The 23,625-nt window shown below is 72.9% G+C and carries 19 protein-coding genes and 1 pseudogene; 11 read left to right on the top strand and 9 right to left on the bottom strand.

Going from position 1 to position 23,625, the window contains the following annotated elements:
- Window positions 1-5 precede the first annotated feature (5 nt).
- The 4 genes from ACFW9D_RS21295 to ACFW9D_RS21310 form a co-directional block, all read right to left on the bottom strand.
- Window positions 6-1,610 carry an acyl-CoA carboxylase subunit beta gene (locus ACFW9D_RS21295; RefSeq protein ID WP_384623846.1) on the bottom strand — a complete coding sequence of 535 codons (1,605 nt, stop codon included), beginning with the start codon at window positions 1,608-1,610 and terminating at the stop codon, window positions 6-8.
- Entirely contained in the window at window positions 1,607-3,256 is a 1,650-nt protein-coding gene (locus ACFW9D_RS21300; RefSeq protein ID WP_384623873.1) for an acyclic terpene utilization AtuA family protein, read from the bottom strand. Before ACFW9D_RS21300 ends, ACFW9D_RS21295 begins: the two co-directional genes overlap by 4 nt.
- A gap of 68 nt (window positions 3,257-3,324) precedes the next feature.
- Complete coding sequence (locus ACFW9D_RS21305) at window positions 3,325-4,122, bottom strand: TIGR03084 family metal-binding protein (protein WP_384623848.1); 798 nt, start codon at window positions 4,120-4,122, stop codon at window positions 3,325-3,327.
- A 273-nt stretch (window positions 4,123-4,395) separates the two neighbouring features.
- Window positions 4,396-5,352, bottom strand: a complete 957-nt coding sequence (locus ACFW9D_RS21310; RefSeq protein WP_384623850.1) for a DMT family transporter — start codon at window positions 5,350-5,352, stop codon at window positions 4,396-4,398.
- Between the two features lie 152 nt (window positions 5,353-5,504).
- Here ACFW9D_RS21310 and ACFW9D_RS21315 point away from each other — a divergent pair, with 152 nt between their 5' ends.
- Entirely contained in the window at window positions 5,505-6,419 is a 915-nt protein-coding gene (locus tag ACFW9D_RS21315; protein WP_188341411.1) for a LysR family transcriptional regulator, read from the top strand.
- Window positions 6,420-6,458: 39 nt separating this feature from the next.
- Here the strand turns inward: ACFW9D_RS21315 and ACFW9D_RS21320 are convergent, their stop codons facing one another.
- Complete coding sequence (locus tag ACFW9D_RS21320) at window positions 6,459-9,269, bottom strand: FAD-binding and (Fe-S)-binding domain-containing protein (RefSeq protein ID WP_384623852.1); 2,811 nt, start codon at window positions 9,267-9,269, stop codon at window positions 6,459-6,461.
- Window positions 9,270-9,416: 147 nt separating this feature from the next.
- Between ACFW9D_RS21320 and ACFW9D_RS21325 the strand changes: the two genes are divergently transcribed.
- The 7 genes from ACFW9D_RS21325 to serC all read left to right on the top strand — a co-directional run bounded on the left by ACFW9D_RS21325 (window position 9,417) and on the right by serC (window position 16,095).
- Entirely contained in the window at window positions 9,417-10,928 is a 1,512-nt protein-coding gene (locus tag ACFW9D_RS21325; protein WP_384623854.1) for an ATP-binding protein, read from the top strand.
- Complete coding sequence (locus ACFW9D_RS21330; RefSeq protein WP_188337603.1) at window positions 10,925-11,356, top strand: roadblock/LC7 domain-containing protein; 432 nt, start codon at window positions 10,925-10,927, stop codon at window positions 11,354-11,356. The genes ACFW9D_RS21325 and ACFW9D_RS21330 overlap by 4 nt, the downstream gene beginning before the upstream one ends.
- Complete coding sequence (locus ACFW9D_RS21335) at window positions 11,353-11,712, top strand: DUF742 domain-containing protein (RefSeq protein ID WP_188337604.1); 360 nt, start codon at window positions 11,353-11,355, stop codon at window positions 11,710-11,712. Before ACFW9D_RS21330 ends, ACFW9D_RS21335 begins: the two co-directional genes overlap by 4 nt.
- Window positions 11,693-12,337, top strand: a complete 645-nt coding sequence (locus ACFW9D_RS21340; RefSeq protein WP_188337605.1) for an ATP/GTP-binding protein — start codon at window positions 11,693-11,695, stop codon at window positions 12,335-12,337. Before ACFW9D_RS21335 ends, ACFW9D_RS21340 begins: the two co-directional genes overlap by 20 nt.
- The gene (locus tag ACFW9D_RS21345) at window positions 12,334-13,572 is read left to right on the top strand and encodes a cytochrome P450 (protein ID WP_188337606.1); all 1,239 of its coding nucleotides are present in this window, start codon (window positions 12,334-12,336) and stop codon (window positions 13,570-13,572) included. The genes ACFW9D_RS21340 and ACFW9D_RS21345 overlap by 4 nt, the downstream gene beginning before the upstream one ends.
- Before the next feature lie 38 nt (window positions 13,573-13,610).
- On the top strand, window positions 13,611-14,858 hold the full coding sequence (locus ACFW9D_RS21350; RefSeq protein ID WP_384623859.1) for a cytochrome P450: 1,248 nt from the start codon (window positions 13,611-13,613) through the stop codon (window positions 14,856-14,858).
- Window positions 14,859-14,976: 118 nt separating this feature from the next.
- Complete coding sequence (gene serC, locus ACFW9D_RS21355; RefSeq protein WP_188337608.1) at window positions 14,977-16,095, top strand: phosphoserine transaminase; 1,119 nt, start codon at window positions 14,977-14,979, stop codon at window positions 16,093-16,095.
- A 90-nt stretch (window positions 16,096-16,185) separates the two neighbouring features.
- On the opposite strand, the gene ACFW9D_RS21360 is transcribed toward serC, so the two are convergent.
- Complete coding sequence (locus ACFW9D_RS21360; RefSeq protein ID WP_384623861.1) at window positions 16,186-17,205, bottom strand: WD40 repeat domain-containing protein; 1,020 nt, start codon at window positions 17,203-17,205, stop codon at window positions 16,186-16,188.
- Between the two features lie 79 nt (window positions 17,206-17,284).
- Between ACFW9D_RS21360 and ACFW9D_RS21365 the strand changes: the two genes are divergently transcribed.
- On the top strand, window positions 17,285-17,953 hold the full coding sequence (locus ACFW9D_RS21365) for a GDSL-type esterase/lipase family protein (protein ID WP_188337610.1): 669 nt from the start codon (window positions 17,285-17,287) through the stop codon (window positions 17,951-17,953).
- On the opposite strand, the gene ACFW9D_RS21370 is transcribed toward ACFW9D_RS21365, so the two are convergent.
- Window positions 17,950-19,791, bottom strand: coding sequence for a protein kinase (locus ACFW9D_RS21370; RefSeq protein ID WP_384623863.1), 1,842 nt, complete (start codon window positions 19,789-19,791; stop codon window positions 17,950-17,952). The genes ACFW9D_RS21365 and ACFW9D_RS21370 overlap by 4 nt on opposite strands.
- 364 nt (window positions 19,792-20,155) lie before the next feature.
- Here ACFW9D_RS21370 and ACFW9D_RS21375 point away from each other — a divergent pair, with 364 nt between their 5' ends.
- Both ACFW9D_RS21375 and ACFW9D_RS21380 read left to right on the top strand, forming a co-directional pair.
- Entirely contained in the window at window positions 20,156-21,646 is a 1,491-nt protein-coding gene (locus tag ACFW9D_RS21375) for a recombinase family protein (protein WP_384623865.1), read from the top strand.
- A gap of 82 nt (window positions 21,647-21,728) precedes the next feature.
- Window positions 21,729-22,718, top strand: coding sequence for an aldo/keto reductase (locus ACFW9D_RS21380; protein ID WP_384623867.1), 990 nt, complete (start codon window positions 21,729-21,731; stop codon window positions 22,716-22,718).
- Window positions 22,719-22,850: 132 nt separating this feature from the next.
- Here the strand turns inward: ACFW9D_RS21380 and thpR are convergent, their stop codons facing one another.
- Both thpR and ACFW9D_RS21390 read right to left on the bottom strand, forming a co-directional pair.
- Window positions 22,851-23,408 carry an RNA 2',3'-cyclic phosphodiesterase gene (thpR, locus tag ACFW9D_RS21385; RefSeq protein ID WP_188337613.1) on the bottom strand — a complete coding sequence of 186 codons (558 nt, stop codon included), beginning with the start codon at window positions 23,406-23,408 and terminating at the stop codon, window positions 22,851-22,853.
- A gap of 81 nt (window positions 23,409-23,489) precedes the next feature.
- Window positions 23,490-23,625 (bottom strand): annotated as a pseudogene (locus tag ACFW9D_RS21390) (IS5/IS1182 family transposase); the annotation flags it as partial.

The raw sequence follows: 23,625 nt of genomic DNA on the forward strand, positions 1-23,625 counted from the left end.
GGAGGTCACATCCTGAAGACGCCGAAGCCGCCGCGGGCGCCCTCGTACGGTGCGGTGTGGATCGCGGACAGGCAGATGCCGAGGACGGTGCGGGTGTCGCGCGGGTCGATGACGCCGTCGTCGTAGAGCCGCCCGGACAGGAACATCGGCAGGGACTCGGACTCGATCTGCTGCTCGACCATGGCGCGCAGCGCGGCGTCCGCGTCGTCGTCGTACGGCTGTCCCTTCGCGGCGGCGGACTGGCGGGCCACGATGGACAGGACGCCGGCGAGCTGCTGCGGGCCCATGACGGCGGACTTGGCGCTGGGCCAGGCGAACAGGAAGCGGGGGTCGTAGGCGCGCCCGCACATCCCGTAGTGCCCGGCGCCGTACGAGGCGCCCATGAGGACGGACAGGTGCGGGACGCGGGAGTTGGAGACCGCGTTGATCATCATCGCGCCGTGCTTGATGATGCCGCCCTGCTCGTACTCCTTGCCGACCATGTAGCCGGTGGTGTTGTGGAGGAACAGGAGCGGGATGTCGCGCTGGTTCGCGAGCTGGATGAACTGGGCTGCCTTCTGCGACTCCTCGCTGAAGAGCACGCCCTGCGCGTTGGCGAGGATGCCGACCGGGTAGCCGTGCAGGCGGGCCCAGCCGGTGACGAGGCTGGCCCCGTACAGCGGCTTGAACTCGTCGAAGTCGGAGGCGTCGACGATCCGGGCGATGACCTCGCGCGGGTCGAACGGCACCTTCAGGTCCTCGGGCACGATCCCGAGCAGTTCCTCGGGGTCGTACTTGGGCGGCTCGACGTCCACAGGCTGTGGATCGGGGTGCGCCTTGCGGTGGTTCAGTCGGGCGACGACGCGGCGGGCCTGGCGGACGGCGTCCTGCTCGTCGAGCGCGAAGTAGTCGGCGAGCCCGGAGGTGCGGGCGTGCATCTCGGCGCCGCCGAGCGACTCGTCGTCGCTCTCCTCGCCGGTCGCCATCTTCACGAGCGGCGGTCCGCCGAGGAAGACCTTCGCCTTCTCCTTGACCATGATCACGTGGTCGGACATGCCGGGGACGTACGCGCCGCCCGCCGTGGAGTTGCCGAAGACGACGGCGACGGTGGGGATGCCGGCGGCGGACAGCCGCGTGATGTCGCGGAAGATGGCGCCGCCGGGGATGAAGATCTCCTTCTGGGAGGGGAGATCGGCGCCGCCGGACTCGACGAGGGAGATGCAGGGCAGCCGGTTGGCGTACGCGATCTCGTTGGCGCGCAGGGCCTTCTTCAGGGACCAGGGGTTGCTGGCGCCGCCGCGCACGGTCGGGTCGTTCGCCGTGATGAGGCACTCGACGCCCTCGACGACGCCGATGCCGGTGACGAGGGAGGCGCCGACCGTGTAGTCGCTGCCCCAGGCGGCGAGCGGCGACAGTTCCAGGAACGGGGTGTCGGGGTCGAGGAGCAGCTCGATGCGCTCGCGGGCGAGGAGCTTGCCGCGCCCCCGGTGCCGGGCGACGCACTTGTCGCCGCCGCCCCGGACGGCCTTGTCGTGCTCGGCGTCGAGCGCTGCGAGCTTGTCGAGCAGGGCGGTGCGCTGGGCGGCGTAGTCGTCGGACCGGGTGTCCAGGGCACTGGCCAAGGCGGTCACAGGAGGGCCTCCGGGAGGTCGAGGTGACGGGAGCGCAGCCATTCGCCGAGGCCCTTGGCCTGCGGGTCGAAGCGGGCCTGGGCGGCGACGCCTTCGCCGAGGAGGCCCTCGACGGTGAAGTTCAGGGCGCGCAGGTTCGGCAGCAGGTGCCGGGTGACGGTCAGGCCGGCGGTCTCCGGGAGGAGTTCCCTGAGCCGCTCGACGGTGAGGGTGTGGGCGAGCCAGGGCCAGGCGTCCTCGGTGTGGGCCCAGACCCCGATGTTGGCGTCGCCGCCCTTGTCGCCGCTGCGGGCGCCGACGACGCGGCCGAGGGGGGCGCGGCGGACGGGGCCCGGGGGCGGCGGCTCGGGCAGGGCGGGCTGCGCGACCGGGGCGAGGGGCAGGGTCGGGTGCGCGTACGCGGACACGTCGCGGCGCGTGCCGTCGGGCAGGACGGCGACGTGCGGGACCTCGGCCCGGTCGACGTACGCGGCCTCGAACACTCCGTACGGGGCGCCCCGGCCGGGCGGCGCGGTGACGTGGAACCCGGGGTAGGAGCCGAGGGCGAGCTCGACGGCGGCGCCGCTGAGGGCGCGGCCGACGGCGTCCTGGTCCTGGTCGCGCACGACGAGCCGGAGCAGGGCGCTGGCGGTCTCCTCGGTGGGGGCGTCGGGGCGGTCGGTGCGGGCCAGCTCCCAGCGGACGTGTTCCGGGCGGGCCCCGGCGGCGTCGAAGGCGGCGTCCATCTGGGCCCGGACGAGCTCGGCCTTGCGGTCGATGTCGAGTCCGGTGAGGACGAAGACGACCTCGTTGCGGAAGCCGCCGAGGCGGTTGAGGCCGGTCTTGAGGGTCGGGGGCGGGGCCTCGCCGCGCACGCCGTGGATCCGGACCCGGTCGGGTCCCTGCCGCTCCAGCCGGACGGTGTCGAGGCGGACGGTGACGTCGGGGCCCGCGTACCGGGCGCCGCCGGTCTCGTACAGGAGCTGGGCGGTGACCGTGCCGACGTCGACGAGGCCGCCGGTGCCGGGGTGTTTGGTGATGACGGCGGATCCGTCCTCGTGGATCTCGGCGAGCGGGAAGCCGGGGCGCAGGAACAGGCCGGCGGCGTGCTCGGCGAACCGGGAGTAGTTCCCGCCGGTGGCCTGCGTCCCGCACTCCAGGACGTGCCCGGCGACGACGGCCCCCGCGTGCCGGTCGTACGCGTCCGGGGTCCAGCCGAAGTGCCAGGCGGCGGGCCCGGAGACGAGCGCGGCGTCGGTGACACGGCCGGTGACGACGATCTCGGCACCGGCCTCCAGGCAGGCGGCGATGCCGGCGCCGCCGAGGTAGGCGTTGGCGGTGAGGGCGCCGGGGAAGCGGCCGGTGGCGAGGAGGTCGTCGCCCTCGACGTGGCCGACCCGCACCGGGATCCCGAGCCGGTCGGCCAGCTCCCTGATCCGCTCGGCGAGTCCGGCCGGGTTCAGTCCGCCGGCGTTGGTGACGATCCGGGTCCCCCGCTCGCGGGCGAGCCCGAGGCACTCCTCCAGCTGGCGCAGGAAGGTGCGGGCGTAGCCGCGCGCGGGGTCCTTGAGGCGGTCGCGGCCGAGGATCAGCATGGTCAGCTCGGCGAGGTAGTCGCCGGTGAGGACGTCGAGCGGGGCCTCGCCGCCGGTCAGCATCTCCTTCATGGCGTCGAACCGGTCGCCGTAGAAGCCGGACGCGTTGCCGATGCGCAGGGGGCTCGTGCGGGGCGGGGTCACGCCTGACCGCCCCGGGGCCCCCGGCCCTGTCCGGGCGGGCCGGCGAAGGCCTGGGCGATGTCGAGCCAGCGGTCGGCGTCGGGGCCCTCGGCGCGTACGTCGAGGTCCGAGCGGTGGGCGCGCTGGGTGACGAGCAGGCAGAAGTCGAGCGCGGACCCGGTGACGCGCTGGGCGGCGTCCTCGGGCCCGTACGTCCACGGGGCCCCGCTCGGCAGGGTCAGCTCGACCCGGAACTCCTCCTGCGGCACGGGCAGTCCGTGCGCGCCGAACGCGAAGGGGAGGGCGCGGACGCCGATGCGGGCGATGTGGCGCAGGCGGTCGGTGGGCTCGCGGGTGACGCCGAGCGCGTCGGCGACGTCCTGGCCGTGCGCCCAGGTCTCCATGAGGCGGCCCGTGGCCATCGACGCGGCGGACATCGGCGGCCCGTACCAGGGGAACTTCGTCCGGCTCCCGGCCGCTTCCCTCAGCGCCTTCTGCAGCCGCGCCCGCCCGTCGCGCCACTCGGCGAGCAGTGCTGCGGGCCCCCGTGCGGCCCCGGCCTCGGCCCCTTCGTCGACGAACGTGTCCGGCGCGGTCAGCGCCTTCGCCACCAGCCCCGCGAACGCGTCCGGGTCCTCGACGGCGAGCAGCGCGGAGTGGTCCGTCCAGGCGAGATGGGCGATCTGATGGGCGACGGTCCACCGCGGCGCGGGTGTCGGCAGCGCCCACCGCCCCTCCTCGATCCCGGCGACGAGCCGGTCGAGTTCCTCGCTCTCGTCCCGCAAGTCATCGAACACGGACGGCTGTTCGGACACGGTGCGCTCCCTCGGGGCAGGACGGTGTGCGGCGTGTCCGGAGCATGGCAGCGCGCCGAGAAACAATCAAGCGTGCTTGCATGAAAAATCGGGGTGGCGGGATTTCGCCTCCGGGTCCGGTGGGGGCTGGTCGCGCAGTTCCCCGCGCCCCTGAGATGCGCACTTCGTGCGCCATCTCATCGGGGAAGGCTGCGCGCAAAGAATGCCTTCAGGGGCGCGAGGAACTGCGCGACCAGGCCCCACCGGCCCGCGCAGAACGACGACGCGACGGAGTCAGTCCAGCCGCGCCGGGACGGCCTTCGCTCCGGTGACCTGGGTGCGGACCGCGCCCATGCTGGCCGCGATCACCAGGGCGATGGCGAGGGCCTCCAGCCAGGTCAGGGCCTGGCTGAGGATGAGGAAGCCGGCCAGGGCGGCGATGGCCGGTTCGAGGCTCATCATCACGGCGAAGGTGGAGGCGGGCAGGCGGCGCAGCGCCATCAGTTCGAGGGTGTACGGGAGGACCGAGGAGAGGATGGCGACGGCCGAGCCCAGGGCCACGGTCTTCGGCTCCAGGAGCCGGTCCCCCGCGGTCGCGATGCCGAGCGGGAGGCAGAGGACCGCCGCGACCGCCATCGCCAGGGCCAGTCCGTCCGCCTGGGGGAAGCGGCGGCCGGTGCGGGCGCTGAAGACGATGTACAGGGCCCAGCACGCGCCCGCCGTGACGGCGAACGCGACGCCGACGGGATCGAGGCCGCCGAGCCCGTCGCCCGCGCCGCCGAGCAGGAAGACGCCGCACAGGGCGAGTCCGGCCCACAGGAAGTTGATCGCCCGGCGGGAGGCCAGCACGGAGAGGGTGAGCGGGCCGAGCACCTCGAAGGTGACGGCGAGGCCCAGCGGGATACGGGCGGCGGACTGGTAGAAGAGCAGGTTCATGCCGCACATCGCGACGCCGAACGCGAGGACCGTGCCCCAGTCGGCGCGCGAGTGCCCGCGCAGGCGCGGCCGGCACACCACCAGCAGCACGATCGCCGCCACGATCAGGCGCAGCGTGACCACGCCGACCGCGCCGGCGCGCGGCATGAGCGTCACCGCGAGCGCGCCGCCGAACTGGACGGACACGCAGCCGGCCAGGACGAGGCCCACCGGGCCGAGCGCCGCGCGCCGCGAACCGGAGGCGGCGCCCTCCGTCCGGGTGCCGTCGGCCGCGAGGGCCGTCCGCGGCCGACTGTCCGTGCGCGAGCCGTTCACAAGGCCTCGTGCCTCCCCACTGATCCATCTGCCGGCCACTGCTGCCTGGCCACGAATGTCGAGTTCAATATTGTGGACTTTACCGTCCAGGAGAATGCACTGCACCTTCATTCCCGTCCTCCACGCTAGAGCCGCCGGGCATGGCGCGTGAAATGCCTTGTGTGCTCCCGTTATGCTCCCCGGACATGAGCCGGGACCACTCCGTCGAACTGCGGCACCTGCGCTGCTTCCTCGCCGTCGCCGAGGAGGCCAACGTCACGCGCGCCGCCGCCCGCCTCGGCCTCACCCAGCCCGCCGTCTCCCGCACGCTGGCCGCGCTGGAGACCTCGCTCGGCGTGCGGCTCGTGGACCGTTCGACGCACCACCTCGCGCTGACCCCGGAGGGGCACGCGTTCCGCGAGAAGGCGATCGCCGCCGTCGCCGCGTTCGAGGACGCGCTGGCCGCCGCCCGCACCCCCTCGCGCCCGCTGCGGCTCGGGCACGCCTGGTCCGCCGCCGGCGCCTACACGACCCCGCTGCTGCGCCGCTGGCGGCAGGAGCATCCGGACGTGCCGCTGGAGCTGCTGCGCATCGACGACCGGACGGCCGGGCTCACCCGCGGCGCCGTCGACGTCGCCCTGCTGCGCGGCCCCGTCGAGACGCCGGGCCTGGTGACCGAGCTGCTGCACGAGGAGGCGCGCGTCGCGGCCGTGCCCTCCGACAGCCCGCTCGCCCGGCGCCCCGCCCTGCGCCTCGCGGACCTCCGCGACCAGGTCATCGCCCTGAACACGGTGTCCGGCACGACCGCCCTGGAACTGTGGCCGCCCGCGGCGCGCCCCACCGCCGCGCTGACCGTCGCCAACACCGACGACTGGCTCGCCGCGATCGCCTCCGACCAGGCCGTCGGCGTCACCTCGACCGCGACCGTACGGATGCATCCGCACCCGGGCGTCGTCTACGTCCCGCTCACCGACGCCCCGCCGCTCCCGGTCCACCTGGCCCGCCGCCCCGGCCCCGGCCACCCGTCCGTCCCCGACCTCCTCGCCCTGGCCCACGAGGTCACACGGGCCGGGGGCGGAGGGGCCTAGCCGGGTCCGACAGACAGGTCCTGTAGCTTTTCGTTCGGATCAGGCCGGGTCCAGGTGTTCGGCCAGCACCTCCGCCAGGTGCCGGCCCCGCACCCCGCCGAGCTGTTCCAGCTGGGTGCGGCAGGAGTAGCCGTCGGCGAGGACGACCGTGCCGGGCGCCGCGCCGCGCACCGCCGGGAGCAGCGCCTCCTCCGCGCAGGCCGCGGAGACCTCGTAGTGGCCGTCCTCGAAGCCGAAGTTCCCGGCGAGGCCGCAGCAGCCGCCGCTCAGCTCCCCTGTCAGGCCGGCCTTCTCGCGCAGCCGCCGGTCCGCCGCGTCGCCGAGCACCGCGTGCTGGTGGCAGTGGGTCTGGCCGGTGACGGGGCGGTCGACGCGGGGCGGGGTCCAGTCCGGGGCGAGACGTTCGAGGGCCTCGGCGAAGGTCAGGACGCGGTCCGCGAGCAGCCGGGCCCGCGGGTCGTCGGGGAGCAGTTCGGGCAGGTCGGAGCGGAGGGCCGCCGCGCAGGACGGCTCCAGGACGATCACCGGGAGGTCCGCGTCGAGCGCCGGGCGCAGCGTGTCGAGGGTGCGGCGCAGGACGGCCTTCGCCCGGTCCAGCTGGCCGGTCGACACGTAGGTGAGGCCGCAGCACACGCGGCCCCGCGCGCGGGGCGCCGGGAGCGGGGTGATCCCGGCCGCGGTCAGGACCCGTACGGCCGCGTGTCCGGCCTGCGGGGTCAGATGCTCCGTGAACGTGTCCGGCCACAGCACCGCACGGCGCTCGGTTCCGGCCGGGGGCCGCCCCGGGCGCCAGTCCGCGCTGAAGGTCCGCCGGGCGACGCGCGGGATGTCCCGCCGGGCCGCGATCCCGCTCAGCTTCTTCGCGAGGGACGCCAACACCCGTACGGAGGCGAGGGAGTTGACGAGCCCCGCCGTGCGCGTGCGTTCCACGAGGCGCAGCCAGCGCGGCAGCCACCCGAGCGCGTAGTGCGCGGCGGGGCGGCGCCGACCCGCGTAGTGGTGGTGCAGGAACTCCGCCTTGTACGTGGCCATGTCGACGCCGACCGGGCAGTCGGAGCGGCAGCCTTTGCAGGACAGGCACAGGTCGAGCGCGTCCCGCACCTCCTCCGAGCGCCAGCCGTCGGTGACGACCTCGCCCGCGAGCATCTCGTGCAGCAGCCGGGCCCGGCCCCGCGTCGAGTGCTCCTCCTCGCCGGTCGCCCGGAACGACGGACACATCACGCCACCCGGACCCGCCTGCTCCGTACGGCACTTGGCGACGCCGACGCAGCGCCGGACCGCCGCCGAGAAGTCGCCGCCGTCCTGCGGATAGCCGAAGACGACGTCGACGGGCTCGCGGGGCAGCGGGGCGAAACGCAGGTTCTCGTCGAGTCGGGCGGGGCGGACCAGGATGCCGGGATTCAGCAGGTCCGCCGGGTCCCAGGCGCCCTTGACCTGCTCGAACAGGCCGACGAGCCGGTCCCCGTACATCTTCGGGAGCAGTTCGGCGCGGGCCTGGCCGTCGCCGTGCTCGCCGGACAGGGAGCCGCCGTGTGTGACGACGAGCGCGGCGAGGTCCTCGGAGAAGCGCCGGAAGCGGCGCACGCCGGCCTGCGACAGCAGGTCGAAGTCGATGCGGACGTGGATGCAGCCGTCGCCGAAGTGGCCGTACGGGGTGCCGCGCAGCCCGTGCTCGGCCATCAGGCCCCTGAAGTCCCGCAGATACGCGCCGAGTCGGGCGGGCGGCACCGCGCAGTCCTCCCAGCCGGGCCAGGCCTCGCTGCCGTCGGGCATACGGGTCGCGGTGCCGGACGCGTCCTCGCGGATCCGCCACAGCGCGCGCTGCCCGGCCGGGTCCGCGACCACGAGCGCGTCCACGACGTCGGCCGCGCGCACGATCCGCCCGGCGGCGTCCCGCGCCTCGGCCGGGGTCGCGCCGCCCGTCTCCACGAACAGCCAGGCGCCGCCCTTCGGCAGCCCGGAGCGGTCCGGCACGAGGTCGGCGGCCATGCCCTCCACGGTCAGCGGCCAGTACGGAAGCAGGCCGGCGGCCGCCTCCGCCGCCGCGCTCTCGTCCGCGTACCCCAGCACGGCGAGGGCCGTCGCACGCGGCGCCTCGACGAGTTTCACGGTCGCCTCGGTGACGAGCCCGAGGGTGCCCTCGGTGCCGCAGAAGAAGCGGGCCAGGTCGGTGCCGTGCTCGGGGAGCAGCGCGTCCAGGGCGTAGCCGGAGATGCGGCGCGGCAGCCCGGCGTAGGGGGCGAAACCGGTGCGGATCCGGGCCAGTTCGCGCTGGACGAGACCGCGCAGGGGCTCCGGCGCGCCCTTCCAGCCCTGGCCGATCCGGTACGCCGTGCCGTCGGCCGCGAGCACGTCGAGGGCCGCCACGCTGTCGGCGGTCGTGCCCCAGGCGACGGAGTGGGAGCCGCACGAGTTGTTGCCGATCATGCCGCCGACGGTGCAGCGGCTGTGCGTGGACGGGTCGGGGCCGAAGCGCAGGCCGTGCGGGGCGGCGGCCGACTGGAGCCGGTCGAGGACGACTCCCGGCTGGACCCTGGCCGTTCGGGTCTCCGGGTCGAGGTCCACGATCCCGTTCATGTACCGGGTGAAGTCGACGACGAGGCCGGTGCCGGTCGCCTGGCCCGCGATCGAGGTGCCGCCGCCGCGGCCCACCACCGGGACCCCGCGCCGCCGGCACACCTCCAGGGCCGCGGCCACGTCGTCGCCGTCTCTGGGGGCGAGCACGCCTCGGGGCACGCGGCGGTAGTTGGACGCGTCCATCGTGTTCAGGGCACGCGCGGTGACGGAGAAGTCGACCCCGCCGCGCACGGCCGTCCGCAGTTCCCGTTCCAGGCCGTCCAGATCGTCCATGCCCTCCAGGATGCAGCCCCGAAGTGCCCGCGGCACGGCAGGACTGCGCCCACTTTTTCACGATACGGACATACACGTTCCCAAACCGATCACCAACTCTCCTATAGTGACCGGAAATTGACCCCCCTCCCCCCGAGGACCCGACCGATGACCGCGCCCATCCGGCCGCCCGCACGCCCGGCCGCGCTCACCCTGCTGGCCGCCCTCCTCGTCACCGGAGCGCTCGGCACGGGGGCGGTCGCCCTCGCGCCGGACTCCGTGCGCACCCCCCTCGCCTGGGGCGTCGCCGTCGCCGCGCTCGCCTTCTCCGCCCTGGCCGGATACGCCGCACACTCCCGCCGTGAGGCCGACGCGCTACGCCGTCGCGTCACCGAACTGCGGCACGCCGCCGACCGGAGCGCCGCCGAACAGGCCCGCCTCATCGCCGAACAGGCCCGTACCGCCGCCGAACTGACGCAGGCCCGGGACGCCCGCGCCGCGCACGCCGGCGAGCTGGCCACACAACTGCGCACCGCCCGCGCCGAACGGGCCGCCGCGCTCGCCGCCTGCGCCAACGCCGCCGGACGCATGCAGGCCCTCGCCACCGGCATGCTCGCCGACCTGCGCGAGATGGAGCACCGGCACACCGACGAGGACGTCCTCGCCGACCTGCTCCACCTCGACCACCGCACCGCCCAGGCCGGCCGGCTCGCCGACTCGGTCGCCGTGCTCACCGGCGCCCGCTCGGGCCGCCGCTGGGCCCGCCCCATCCCCATGGAGTCGATCCTGCGCGGCGCGATGGGCCGCATCGTCGGCTACCAGCGCGTGCGCGTGCACGCCAACACCGCCGCCGCCGTCGCGGGCCACGCCGCCGAGGGCGTCATGCACGCCCTCGCCGAACTCCTCGACAACGCCGCCAACTTCTCGCCGCCCACCGCCGAGGTGCACGTCTACGTCGAGGAGGTCCCGGCCGGCGTCATCGTCTCCGTCGAGGACTCCGGGCTCGTGATGGGACCGGTGCAGCTGCGCCGCGCCGAGCACGCGGTCTCCGGCGAGGCGGCCGGGTCGACGGGCCTGGGCGGCCTGTCCGGCACCCGGCTCGGACTCGCCGTCGTGGGCCGGCTGGCCCGCAAGCACGGACTGACCGTGTCGTTCCGGCCGTCCGCGCGGGGCGGCACCGGGGTGCTGCTGCTGATCCCGCAGGAGCTGCTGTCCCGGACGCCGGAGCCGACGCCGGTCGCGCCCGCGCCGGGGCCGGTTCCGCGTCCCGCGGGCGCGGGGTCCGTGGAGCACACGGCCGTGGAGCACGCGGTCGTCGAGCACGAAGCCGTACGTCATGAGCCCGCCGCCGACGCCCTTCCGGTACGGGGTGCGCGCGAGGCGGCCCCGGCCGGGGCACCGGCTCCGGCTCCGGTTTCGGATGACAGCGGGCTGCCCAAGCGGACCCGCGGCCGGACCCTCGCCGCCGCCGAGCGCGCCCAGGCCCGCGCCGCCGAGGCCGCCGGAGCCGCCGCGACGGCCGCCCCCGCCGGGCGCACGGAGCACACCGGCACCACGCCGGAGGCCCCCGCCACCGCCGCCGCCCGCTTCAGCAGCTTCCGCCAGGCGGTCCGCGCCACCGCGCCCCGCACCGAAGACCCCGTAGAACACCAGCAGGAAGAAGAGGACACCCCCCGATGAGCGGGACCACCACCGGCGCCGGCCTGACCTGGCTGCTCGAAGGCCTCCTCAAGCGCACCCCGGGCACCCGCCACGCCCTGGTCCTGTCGCGCGACGGCCTCAAGCTGTGCCACACCCCCGAGCTCTCCACCGACCAGGCGGACCAGCTCGCCGCGATCGCCGCCGGGATCCAGTCCCTGGCGCACGGCGCGTCCGCCGAGTTCGGCGACGGGACCGGCGGAGTGCGCTCCTCGATGACCGAGTTCCACGGCGGCACCCTGTTCATCGTCGGCGCCGGAGAGGGCGCCCACCTCGCCGCGATCGCCGACGAGGACGCCGACGCGGGCCTCGTCGGGCACACCATGTCCGAGCTCGTCGAGCAGCTCGGCGAGCATCTGCGCGCCGAGGCCCGGCAGCCGGACGCCCCGGCCGCGCTCCCGGCGTCATGAGCCGCCCCGGCCGGGACGACGCACCCGACCGCCTCTACACCCTCACCGGAGGCCGCAGCCGGCCCGCGACCGACGTGCCGTTCGACCTGGTGTCGCTCGTCGTCACCGAGTCGGACCCGGCGCCCGGCATGCCGTCCGAGCACGCCACGATCTTGCGGATGTGCGCCCGGCCGACCGCGGTGGTGGAGGTGGCGGCCGAGCTCGGCCTGCCGGTGAGCATCGTGCGCGTCCTGCTCTCCGACCTCCTGGTGCAGGGCCGCATCAGCGTCCGTCACCCGCGGATCGCCGCCTCCCCCCACCGTCTTCCCGATCCCGACATCCTGGAGCAGGTGCTCGTTGGACTCCGCAACCTCTGAACCGCCCAGCGGCCGCCGGGAACTGGCGGCCGGCGCCGACAACGGCCTGAAGGTCGTGATCGTCGGCGGCTTCGGCGTCGGCAAGACCACCCTGGTCCGCTCCGTCAGCGAGATCCGTCCCCTCAACACCGAGGAGACGATGACGCAGGCCGGGCAGGGCGTCGACGACCTCGACGGCGTCCGCACGAAGACGTCGACGACCGTCGCCTTCGACTTCGGCCGCATCACGCTCGACGAGCACAACGTCCTCTACCTGTTCGGCGCCCCCGGCCAGGAACGCTTCTGGTTCCTGTGGGACCGCCTGTTCTCCGGCACGCTCGGCGCCGTCGTCCTCGTCGACTCACGGCGCATCGAGGACTCCTGGTACGCGATCGACCGCCTGGAGCACCACGGCACACCGTTCATCGTCGCCCACAACGACTTCGGCGGCCCCCACCACACCCTGGAACAGCTCCGCGAGGCCCTCGACCTCGACCCCGAGGTGCCGCTCGTCCGCTGTGACGCCCGCGCCCGCACCTCCAGCAAGGACGTCCTGATCACGCTCCTCGAACACCTCAAGACGCTCTACGCCCCCCATACCGCTGCAGACCGTCAGCCGTACGTGCCTCAGGAGACCGCCCCGTGACAAGCCCCGGCTGCCCCGCGTCCGAGCACGGCACCGCGCCCGTCCCCCTGTCCGGCCCGCGCTTCGCGACCGAACCCGCCACCCTCTACCGGGAGATGCGCCGCGACCACGGCGCCGTCGCCCCCGTCGTCCTCGACGGCGACATCCCCGCCTGGCTGGTCCTCGGCTACCGCGAACTGCACCAGGTGACCGGCGACCCGGCCCTCTTCAGCCGCGACTCCGACCTGTGGAACCAGTGGGAGAACATCCCCGCCGACTGGCCGCTGCTGCCGATGATCGGCCACAAGCAGCCGTCGATCCTCTACACCGTCGGCGAACGGCACCGGCAGCGCGCCGCGATGATCAGCCACGCCCTCGAAGCCGTCGACCCGTTCGAACTCAAGGCACACGCCGAGCAGTTCGCCGACGAGCTCATCGACGGCTTCTGCGGCAAGGGCGAGTGCGACATCGTCGCCGACTACGCGATGCTGCTGCCCGTCCGCGTCCTGGCCCGCATCTACGGCTTCTCCGACGCGCAGGGCCCCGGCCTGGTCTCCGCGATGAACGACATGATCGACGGCCGCGAACGCGCCCTCGCCGGCCAGCAGCACCTCGCCCGGTCCATGGTCGAGCTGCTCGCCGCCAAGCACACCGCGCCGGGCGAGGACGTCGCCTCGTACATGCTCCAGGACCCCTCCGGGTTCACCGACGAGGAGGTCGCCCAGGACCTCATGGTGATGATGGCCGCCGGGCACCAGCCCACCGCCGACTGGATCGGCAACTCCCTGCGCCTGATGCTCACCGACGACCGCTTCGCCGCCTCCCTGTTCGGCGGCCGGCACAGCGTCGCCGAGGCGATGAACGAGGTCCTGTGGGAGGACACCCCGACGCAGAACGTCGCCGGGCGCTGGGCCACCCGCGACACCCGGCTCGGCGACCGCCACATCCGCTCCGGCGACCTGCTCCTGCTGGGCCTCGCCGCGGCCAACGCCGACCCGCAGGTCCGCACCGACGCCTCCGTCCTCACCGGCGGCAACAGCGCCCACTTCTCGTTCGGGCACGGCGAGCACCGCTGCCCGTTCCCCGCACAGGAGGTCGCCGAGGTCATCGCCCGGACCGCCATCGAGGTCGTCCTCGACCGGCTGCCCGACATCGACCTGGCGACGACGGCCGCCGCGCTCACCCGGCGGCCCTCGCCGTGGCTGCGCGGCCTCACCGACCTCCCGGTCCGCTTCACGCCGACGCCCGCGCTCTGACGCCACCCACTCCCGTCCAGGACTCTTGGAGACCACCCATGACGACTTCCGCTTCCGCGTGCCCGCACGCCTCCGCCGGCCGTATCGCCCTCGACCCGTTCGTCACCGACCTGGACGGGGAGAGCGCCAAGCTGCGCGCGGCGGGGCCCCTGGTGGAGGTGGAACTGCCCGGCGGCGTCCCCGTGTGGGCGGTCACCCACCACGCCGAGGCCCGCCAACTCCTCACCGACAAGCGCCTGGTGAAGGACATCGAGGTGTGGGGCGCCTGGAAGCGCGGCGAGATCCCCGCCGACTGGCCGCTGATCGGCCTCGCCAACCCCGGCCGCTCGATGCTCACCGTCGACGGCGAGGACCACCGCCGCATGCGCGCCCTCGTCGCCCAGGCGCTGACCGTGCGCCGGGTCGAGCGGATGCGCGAGCGGATCGAGGAACTCACCGCCGGACTGCTCGACAAGCTCCCCACCGGCAGCGGCGCGACCGTCGACCTCAAGGCGGAGTTCGCCTACCCGCTCCCCATGTACGTGATCAGCGACCTCATGGGCATCGACGAGGCCGACCACCCGCGCCTGAAGGTCCTGTTCGACAAGTTCTTCTCCACCCAGACCCCGCCGGAGGAGGTCGTCGCGACGCTCATGGAGCTCGCCGCGATGATGGGCGCCGTCGTCACCGCCCGCCGCGCCGAACCCGGCGACGACCTGACCAGCGCCCTGATCCAGGCCTCCGAGAACGGTGACCACCTCACCGACGAGGAGATCGTCTCCACCCTCCAGCTGATGGTCGCCGCCGGCCACGAGACGACGATCTCCCTCATCGTCAACGCGGTCGTGAACCTGTCCAAGCACCCCGAGCAGCTGGCCCTCGTCCTCGACGGCAAGGCCACCTGGGAGCAGGTCGTCGAGGAGACCCTGCGCCACTCCACCCCCACCTCGCACGTCCTGATCCGGTTCGCCGCCGAGGACGTCGAGGTCGGCGGGCGGACGATCCGCGAGGGCGACGCCCTGATCGTGTCCTACGGCGCCATCGGCCGCGACGAGCAGGCGCACGGCCCGACCGCCGGAGACTTCGACATCACCCGCACCTCGCCGACCCGGCACATCTCCTTCGGCCACGGCCCGCACGTCTGCCCCGGCGCGGCCCTGTCCCGCCTGGAGGCCGGCGTCGCCCTGCCCGCCCTGTACGCCCGCTTCCCCGGCCTGCGGCTCGCGGTCGAGCCCGGTGAGCTGCGCAACAAGCCGGTCGTCACCCAGAACGACCTGTTCGAGCTGCCGGTCGTGCTCGACGCCTGACCGCACGACGGTGCCTTCACGGGCCGAGGCCGGGTGGCCGTCCGCCACCCGGTCCCGGCCCATCTCACCGGACGGACAACGCGCAGGTCGGCCGGAACCACCCGCTAGTCTCCCTTTCGTGGCTGAGATCCAGATTCCCGCTGACATCAAGCCCGCCGACGGACGATTCGGCGCGGGCCCCTCCAAGGTGCGGACGGAGGCGCTGGACGCCCTGGCCGCGACCGGCACCTCCCTGCTCGGTACCTCCCACCGCCAGGCCCCGGTCAAGAACCTGGTCGGCCGCGTCCGCGAGGGCGTGAAGGACCTGTTCTCCCTCCCCGAGGGCTACGAGGTCGTCCTCGGCAACGGCGGCTCCACCGCGTTCTGGGACGTGGCGACGCACGGCCTGATCGAGAACAAGTCCCAGCACCTGAACTTCGGCGAGTTCTCGTCCAAGTTCGCCAAGGCCGCCAAGCTGGCCCCGTGGCTCGCCGAGCCGACCGTCATCGCCTCCGAGCCGGGCACGCACCCCGAGCCGCAGGCCGAGGCCGGCGTCGACGTGTACGGCCTGACCCACAACGAGACCTCCACCGGTGTCGCCGCCCCGATCAAGCGCGTGGCCGGTGCCGACGAGGGCGCCCTCGTCCTGGTCGACGCCACGTCCGGCGCGGGCGGTCTGCCCGTCGACATCGCCGAGACGGACGTCTACTACTTCGCCCCGCAGAAGTCCTTCGCCTCCGACGGCGGCCTGTGGGTGGCGGTCTTCTCCCCCGCCGCGATCGAGCGCGCCGAGCGCGTCCACGCCTCGGGCCGCCACATCCCGGAGTTCTTCAGCCTCCCCACGGCGATCGACAACTCCCGCAAGAACCAGACGTACAACACGCCCGCGCTCGCCACGCTCTTCCTGCTCGGCGAGCAGCTGGAGTGGATGAACAGCCAGGGCGGCCTGTCCTTCACGACGGCCCGCACCAAGGACTCCTCGACGCGCCTGTACAGCTGGGCCGAGGAGTCGAAGTACGCCACGCCGTTCGTCACCGACGCCGCCAAGCGCTCGCAGGTCATCGGCACGATCGACTTCGACGACTCGGTCGACGCGGCCGCCGTCGCGAAGGTGCTCCGCGCCAACGGGATCGTCGACACCGAGCCCTACCGCAAGCTCGGCCGCAACCAGCTGCGCATCGCGATGTTCCCGGCGATCGACCCGGCGGACATCACGGCCCTGACGAACTGCATCGACTACGTCATCGGTCAGCTCTGACCTCCACAGGGTCCGGCTCTTCCACGGGGGACCGCACACCGGCACCGGCCGGCGTGCGGTCCCCCGTCCCCCTTTCGGGCCGGTCCCGGCTCAGCCGCGCTTCGACCTGCGGGTCAGGCGCCCTATGCCGACCGCCACGATCAGGAGGACCGCGGCGCCCACCGCACCGGCCTTGCCCGTGATGCCGGCGTCGCCGTCGCCACCGCTCTCGTCCGAGCCCGTCCCGGGAGTCCCCGTACCGTCACCCGATCCGGCGCCCTCCACCTCGACCGGGCGGACCGAACTGCCCTTGCCCTCGCTGCCGTACAGCAGCGTCCGGCCGTCCGGCGTGTACGTCACCGACTCGCCCTGCGGCTGCATCGGGACGCTCAACTGCCCCTCCCGCTTCGGCCTGCCGTCGTTCCACGCGTACGAGACACCGCCGAAGTACCCGCGCACCGCCAGCTGCTTCCCGTCCGGGGAGAACGCCGCGTCCGTGGCCCAGAGATCGATGTCGGCGACGCGGCGGAAGGTGTTCGTACCCGCCGTGCTCAGCCGCGCCGGGCCCTCGTACAGCCCGCCGCCGTCCTCGCCCTTCTCCACGATGTAGACCCGGCCGGTCTTCGGATGGACCATCAGCGACTCGGCGTTGCGCGGCCCGTCCGCGTACTTCACGACGTACTGCGTGGCCCGCACGGTCTGGTCGCGCAGCTCCTTCGGCTCGGGCAGCCGGTAGATCCAGACGTGGTCCCAGGAGCCCCCCAGGTTGTCGCCGATGTCGCCGACGTAGAGGTCACCGTCCGGACCGATCGAGATCGCCTCGACGTCACGCGGCGAACCGATCCCGGTGAGCGTGAGCGTCGCGACCGTCTTCCCCGTCCGCCCGTCGATCGCGTACAGGAACGCGCCGTCGTCGCTGTCGTTGTGCGTCCAGTACACGCCGGGGTGCGCCCGGGACGCGGCCAGGCCGCTGGACTCCGTGATCCGCGGGTCCTGGATCGTGAACCCGTCCGAGCCGGGCGACCGCCCGTCCGCCCCGGCCGGCACCACGGCCGCCCCCGTCACCAGAACGGCGGCGGCCAGCACCGCACCGATCCGCCCCGTCCGCGACCACGCCTTGTCCGCACGCATGCCCCCAGCTTGCCAGGCGTGTCCGGTCTCACACGCACCTGACCGGCGTGATCTCCGCGGCATCGACCATGATGAGCGGATGCTCAGGTTCATGTTCGTCGGTGACTCGATGACCATCGGGAGCGCCGGTGAACACACCTGGCGCCTGCGCATGTGGCAGCACCTGCGCGCCACCGGCACCGACTGCGCCGTCGTCGGCCCCCGCACCGCCCTGTACGGCGGCACCCACGACTACGCCGACCCCGGCTTCCCGCAACAGCACCTCGCCGGCTGGGGCGAGGGCTGGCAGCACATGGCACCCGTCATCGGCGACGCCGTCACCGCCGCCGGCGCCGACACCCTGCTCATCTCCCTCGGCCTGATAGACCTCGGCTTCTACACCGACGCCGAGCAGACCGCCGAGAACGTGCGCCGCTTCGTCGCCGCCGCCCGCGCCGCGAACCCCACCGTCCGTATGGTCATGCTCCCCGTCATCCCGAACGTACGGGCCGAGACCGACGCCCCCTTCGCCGCGCAGGTCGCCCACTTCAACACCCTGCTCGCGAAGGCCGTCGCGGACCTCTCCGAACCCCGCTCCCCGCTGCTGCTCGCCTCGGTCCCCGAGTCGTACGACATCCACCGCGACACCTACGACGGCACCCACCCGAACGCCTCCGGCGAGCACAAACTCGCCGGCGCCTTCGCCGACGCGCTGCACCAGGCCTGGGCCATCGGCGGCCCCTACCCGCAGTTCGAAGGAACGGCCTAGTACGGCACCGTCGCGCACGTCGTCTTCGCCCACGCCGACGGGCCGTAGCTGTTCGCCGCACGGATCTTGATGCAGATCTCGTCGCCGGAGAACGGGCCCGTGATCGTGTAGCTGGTGCCGGACGTCGAGTACGTCGTGTTCACGTTCTTCTCCGTGAACTGGCTGCCCTTGTTGACGTAGTTGATCTCGTAGCGGGTGGCCCGGGAGACCGCCGGCCAACTCGCCTTGATCGGCATCGAGCAGGCGCCGACACAGGAGTTCGTGTAGTCGAGCCGGTAACTCGTCATCGCGGGCGGCGGCGAACCGGCCGACGAACCGCCTCCCGAACCGTCTCCGGACGACCCGGAGCCGGACCCGGACCCGGACCCGGTGGACCCGCCGGAAGTGTCCGTTCCGCTCCCGGCGCCGGCCGCACCGCCCGACGCCGTACCGGAGCCACCGTCCTCGTCCCGCGCCTGCTCCCCGTCGGCCCCGCCCGGAGCCACGGACTCCCCCTTGTCACCCCCGCCGTCCTTCTTCTTCCCCTTCGGCTTGGCGGACTTGGACGCGGACACGGACGGGGACGCGGACGCCGAACCCGTCGGAGACGCGCTCACCGTCGCACTCGCGCTGCTCGACGGGCGCCGGGCCTGCGCGTCCCCGTCGTCCCGCACGTACGGCAGCAGCGCCATCGTGCCGCCGCCCACCGTCAGGACGACCGCGACGGGCAGCACCACGAACAACCGCCGACGCCGCTTCGGCTGCCGCTCGGCCTTCTTCGTGGCCTTTCCCCCACCACCCCCCGCCGTCACCGCCGGAAGCACCGCCTCCGCGCCCGCCCGCAGCCCGACCGTCGCCCGGTCCACCGGCTCCTCCCGCAGCGGCACCGCCTCCGCGTCGAGCAGCCGCGCCGACTGCTGCGCCAGCCGCGCCACGACCTCGGCGGGCAGCCACGCCGCCCCGCCGCCCGCAGCCGGACGCACCCGCTCCGGATCCGCGAGCAGCTCGTCCACATCGGGCCGCTCGTCGACCCCCTTGGCGAGGCAGCGCACGACGAGCGCGCGCAGCGCCGCGTCCTCGATCCCCGTGAGATCCGGCTCGTCCTCCACGATCTGGAACATCACCGCGTGCCCACTGCTGGCGCCGTGCCCGAACGGCAGCCGCCCCGTCGCCGCGTACGTCAGCACGCAGCCCAGCGTGAACACGTCGCTCTTGACCCCGGCGCTGCGCCCGCGCACCTGCTCCGGCGACATGAAGCCGGGCGACCCGACGACCATCCCCGTACTCGTGAGCAGCGACTCGACGGACGCCTCCAGCGCCCGCGCGATACCGAAGTCGATGACCTTGGTGCCGTCGACGGTCAGCATCACGTTCGACGGCTTCAGGTCGCGGTGCACGATGCCCGCGTCGTGGATGTCCTTCAGGGCGTGCAGCAGCCCGTCGGCGAGCGCGTGCACCGAGTCCACGGGCAGCGGCCCGTGCCGGCGCACCACCTGCTCCAGCGAGAGGCCCGGCACGTACCCGGTGGCGACCCACGGCGGCTCGTCGTCGGGACCCGCGTCGAGCACCGGCGCCGTGAACCGCTCCCCGACCTTGCGCGCCGCCTCGATCTCGCGCCGGAACCGGGCCCGGAACCGCGCGTCCGACACGTGCTCCTCGTGCACGACCTTGACCGCGACGGTGCGCCCGCTGTCCGACCGCGCGAGGAACACCCGGCCCATGCCGCCCGCCCCGAGCCGGCCGAGCAGCAGATACGGGCCGATGCGCGCCGGATCGAACACGGCGAGCGGCTTCACGCCCCCGTCGAGCCCCTCCTCACGCCCACCGCCGCCACCCTCGCCCTGATTGCTCCCGCTCATGCCGATCTGGCTCCCCCGCCTTTTGCCGCCTGGTCACCGGCGTAACGCCGTTGAGGATAAAGGGCGTTGGTGAGCCGGTGAAAGCGGGGAGGTGCGGTGCGATCACACACCCGTACATCTTGGCCGCACCCAACAGCGGATTTTGACGTCACCGACCACGACTACTTAGAGTCGCCATTTGATTACCGATGGGGGCGGTGGAGAGCGTGGCACGAGTGCTGGGCGTGGTCCGGCTGTCGAGGGTTTCGGATGAGAGCACGTCGCCGGAGCGTCAGCGCCGGTCCATCCAGCGATGGGCCGACCTGGAGGGGCACGTCGTCGTCGGGTGGGCCGAGGACATCGACGTGTCCGGCGGGATCGAACCGTGGAAGCGACCGGAGTTCGGCTTGTGGCTCCCCTCCACCATCGGGAAGGCCGTCAGTGCGATCAGCACCGGATCGCCATGGAGGAATCACGCGCTGACGAGTACGACATCATGTGCGCGCTGAGGATCGACCGTCTCTCGCGGCGCGTGCTCCACGTGCACACCCTCCTGGAGTGGTGCGAGGAGAACGGGAAGGAAGTCGCGACCGTAGAGGACGGGATCAACCTCAACACACAGATGGGGAAGCTTCTCCTCAGCGTGATCGCGTCCTTCGCTGAAGGAGAGCTCGAAGCCGTCAGGGCGCGAGCCAAGTCCTCGTACAACCACCTGCTGAAGGAAGGCCGCTGGCGCGGTGGCCGCACCCCGTACGGCTACCGCGAGGAGAAGCAGGAGACGGGCGATGGTTGGAAGCTCGTCCCCGATGAATACGGGACCGGAACCGCCGGGACGCTCCGTGAGATCGTGCGTCGCCTGATCGCAGGGGAATCCGCGAACAGCATCGCGCAGTGGCTCAACCGGGACCTGTCGAAGACTCCCACGTCACTGGACGCCCAGATGATCCGCAGCGGCAAGGTCCCGAAAGGCAGCCGCTGGACGGCGGCCAACACGGCAAAGGTCGTGCGGTCCCGCTGTGTTCTGGGGCAGATGGAAGTGTCCGAGGAGATCCTGGTCGAGGGAGAGAAGAAGACGCGGCGCCGGGCCGTCCGCGACACGGCCGGCCGACCGCTCCAGCGTGCCGAGCCGCTGATCACGCTCGAGGAGTGGGAGCTGGCCAACAAGAGGCTGGACGAGAACACCAGCAGACGCACGGGAAATCGCAAGGGCGGATCGCCCCTGCTCCGTGTCGCGTTCTGCGCATGCGGGGAGCCTGCGTATCTCGCCCCTGGTCGTAACTGGCCCTACTACCGATGCGCCTCCCGGACCACGCACAAACCATGCCCCACCGGCAGCAAGGGCATCGCGGCGCACACCTTGGAGGATGCCGTGGAACAGACATTCCTCCTCGCTGCCGGCGACGTCGAGATCGTCCGAAAGATCTTCAGGCCCGGTGTGGACCACTCACGCGACATCGAGGAAGCGAGCCGCGCCCTTGCTGGTCTGCGGGAGGACCGCGAGGCGGGCCTCCACTCCAGCGAGTTGGGCAAACAGGAGTACCGGGAGTCGTACAAGCGGCTGGAGGCGCGACGTGAACAGCTGCTCGCGCAGCCCACGCGTCCGGACACCTGGGAGGAGATCCCGACCGGAGAGACCTACCGGGAACGGTGGAGCACGTTGTCGACCCGGCATGACAAGGGCAGGGAGCTACGCGCCGCAGGGGTCAGGGCCGTCATCCACGCCGAGCCGGTTCCCGGTGAACGCGCCGGGCAGCTCTTGGCTGCCGAGGGTCATGACGGGATGTGGCAGCACCCGGTCGGCAGAGTCCAGATTCTGATTCCGATGGACGTCAGGCAGCGCCTGCGCAACCTGGCTGCGGTACACACCGAAGGCTGACCGGCAACGCGACCGCACCGCTCCTGACAGCGCCACGTGATGCCCTTGCTTGGAGCGGGCTCAAAGCAGTTGGCTGGGAACCATGAAGTACACGCAGCTCGGACGCACGGGACTCAAGGTCAGCCGGCTCGTCCTCGGCACCATGAACTTCGGTCCGCAGACAGACGAAACAACCAGCCACGAGATCATGGACGCCGCTCTCGACGCGGGGCTGAACTATGTGGACACTGCCAACGTCTACGGGTGGGGCGAGAACAAGGGTCGTACCGAGGAGATCATCGGGACCTGGTTCGCCAACGGGGGCGGGCGGCGGGACAAGACCGTGCTCGCCACCAAGGTGTACGGGAACATGGCGGGCGACGGCGACGTCTGGCCCAACCACGACCGGCTCTCCGCGGTGAACATCCGCCGGGCCGTCGAGGCGAGCCTGCGGCGTCTGCAGACGGACCACATCGACATCTACCAGTTCCACCACATCGACCGCCGCACTCCGTTCGAGGAGATCTGGCAGGCGGTCGACGTCCTGATCCAGCAGGGCAAGATCCTCTACGCCGGATCCTCGAACTTCCCCGGCTACAAGATCGCGCAGGCCAACGAGATCGCCGCCCGCCGGGGCACGATGGGCCTCGTCAGCGAGCAGTGCCTGTACAACCTGGCCGAGCGGCGCGCCGAGATGGAGGTCATCCCGGCCGCGCAGGAGTACGGCCTGGGCGTCATCCCGTGGTCGCCGCTGCACGGCGGGCTGCTCGGCGGCGTCCTGAAGAAGGAGGCCGAAGGCAGCCGGCGCCGGGACGGGCGCAGCGCGAGCGCGCTGGAGTCCACGTCGATGCGCGAGAAGGTGCAGGCCTACGAGGACCTGCTCGACAAGCACGGTCTGGAGCCGGGCGAGACGGCGCTGGCCTGGCTGCTGACCCGTCCCGGGGTCACCGGGCCGATCGTCGGGCCGCGCACGACGGAGCAGCTGGAGTCGGCGCTGCGGGCGGTCGAGCTGGAGCTGAGCGAGGAACTGCTCACGTCCCTGGACGAGATCTTCCCGGGGCCGGGTCCGTCCCCGGAGGCCTTCGCCTGGTGACCGGGCAGCGCTGACCGTGGCGGCCGCGCGGGCTCACCTGCCGGCGGCCGCCGCGACCACCACGACGACGAACATCAGCACGAGCACACCGGCCATGATCCGGTTTCGGGTCTTCGGGTCCACGCGTCGAGCCTAACGCGGCGCGGCGAGCGGCCACGCGGCGACCTTCTCGTACCGGGGCTGCTCGCCGGGCACCCCGGACGTGGGCAGGTTGCTGCGGACGAGGGCCAGCTCGGACACCGTCCAGGCGGGCCCCTCGAACGGGGCGAGCGCCTCGACGTACGGGCCGAAGTCGAAGGCGTGGCGGCTGCGGGCCAGAGTCAGGTGCGGCCGGTAGCGCCGGTGCTCGCCGGGCAGTCCGGCCCGGCGGCCGGCGGCCTCGGCGCGTTCGGCCAGCCGTCCGAGGGTGGCCGTGTCTCCGCTCACCCCCGCCCACAGGGCCCGCCCGCCGAACTGTCCGCCCCCGCGCAGAGCCAGCGCGAACTCCGGCGTACGGGCAGCCGCCCGCCCCAGCCGCGCCTCCAACTCCGCCACGCTCTCCTCGGGCACCTCCCCGTAGAACGCGAGCGTGAGATGCCACCCGCCCCGCCCGGTCCACCGCAGCCCACCGGCATCCGGCAACCCATCGACGGCGACCCCCAACGGCCCGATCGCGGATTCCGGCGGCAACACGGCGGCGAAGAGTCTCACGGGTGACAGTGTGACGGATCCGACGGCGCCGGGGGCGGGGGTCTCCGACGCGGGCATGAAGGCTAGGCCGCTTCTTTTGGATCACCTTGCCGACCAGATGAAGATGGCGGCGAGGTGGAGTCCGGCGAGGTAGATGGTGGCGGTCTTGTCGTAGCGGGTGGCCAGGCCGCGCCACTGCTTGAGCCGGTTGATGCAGCGTTCGACGGTGTTCCGCTGT

This window comes from Streptomyces sp. NPDC059524, from assembly GCF_042749255.1.
In the GTDB taxonomy this organism is placed as follows: domain Bacteria; phylum Actinomycetota; class Actinomycetes; order Streptomycetales; family Streptomycetaceae; genus Streptomyces; species Streptomyces xanthii.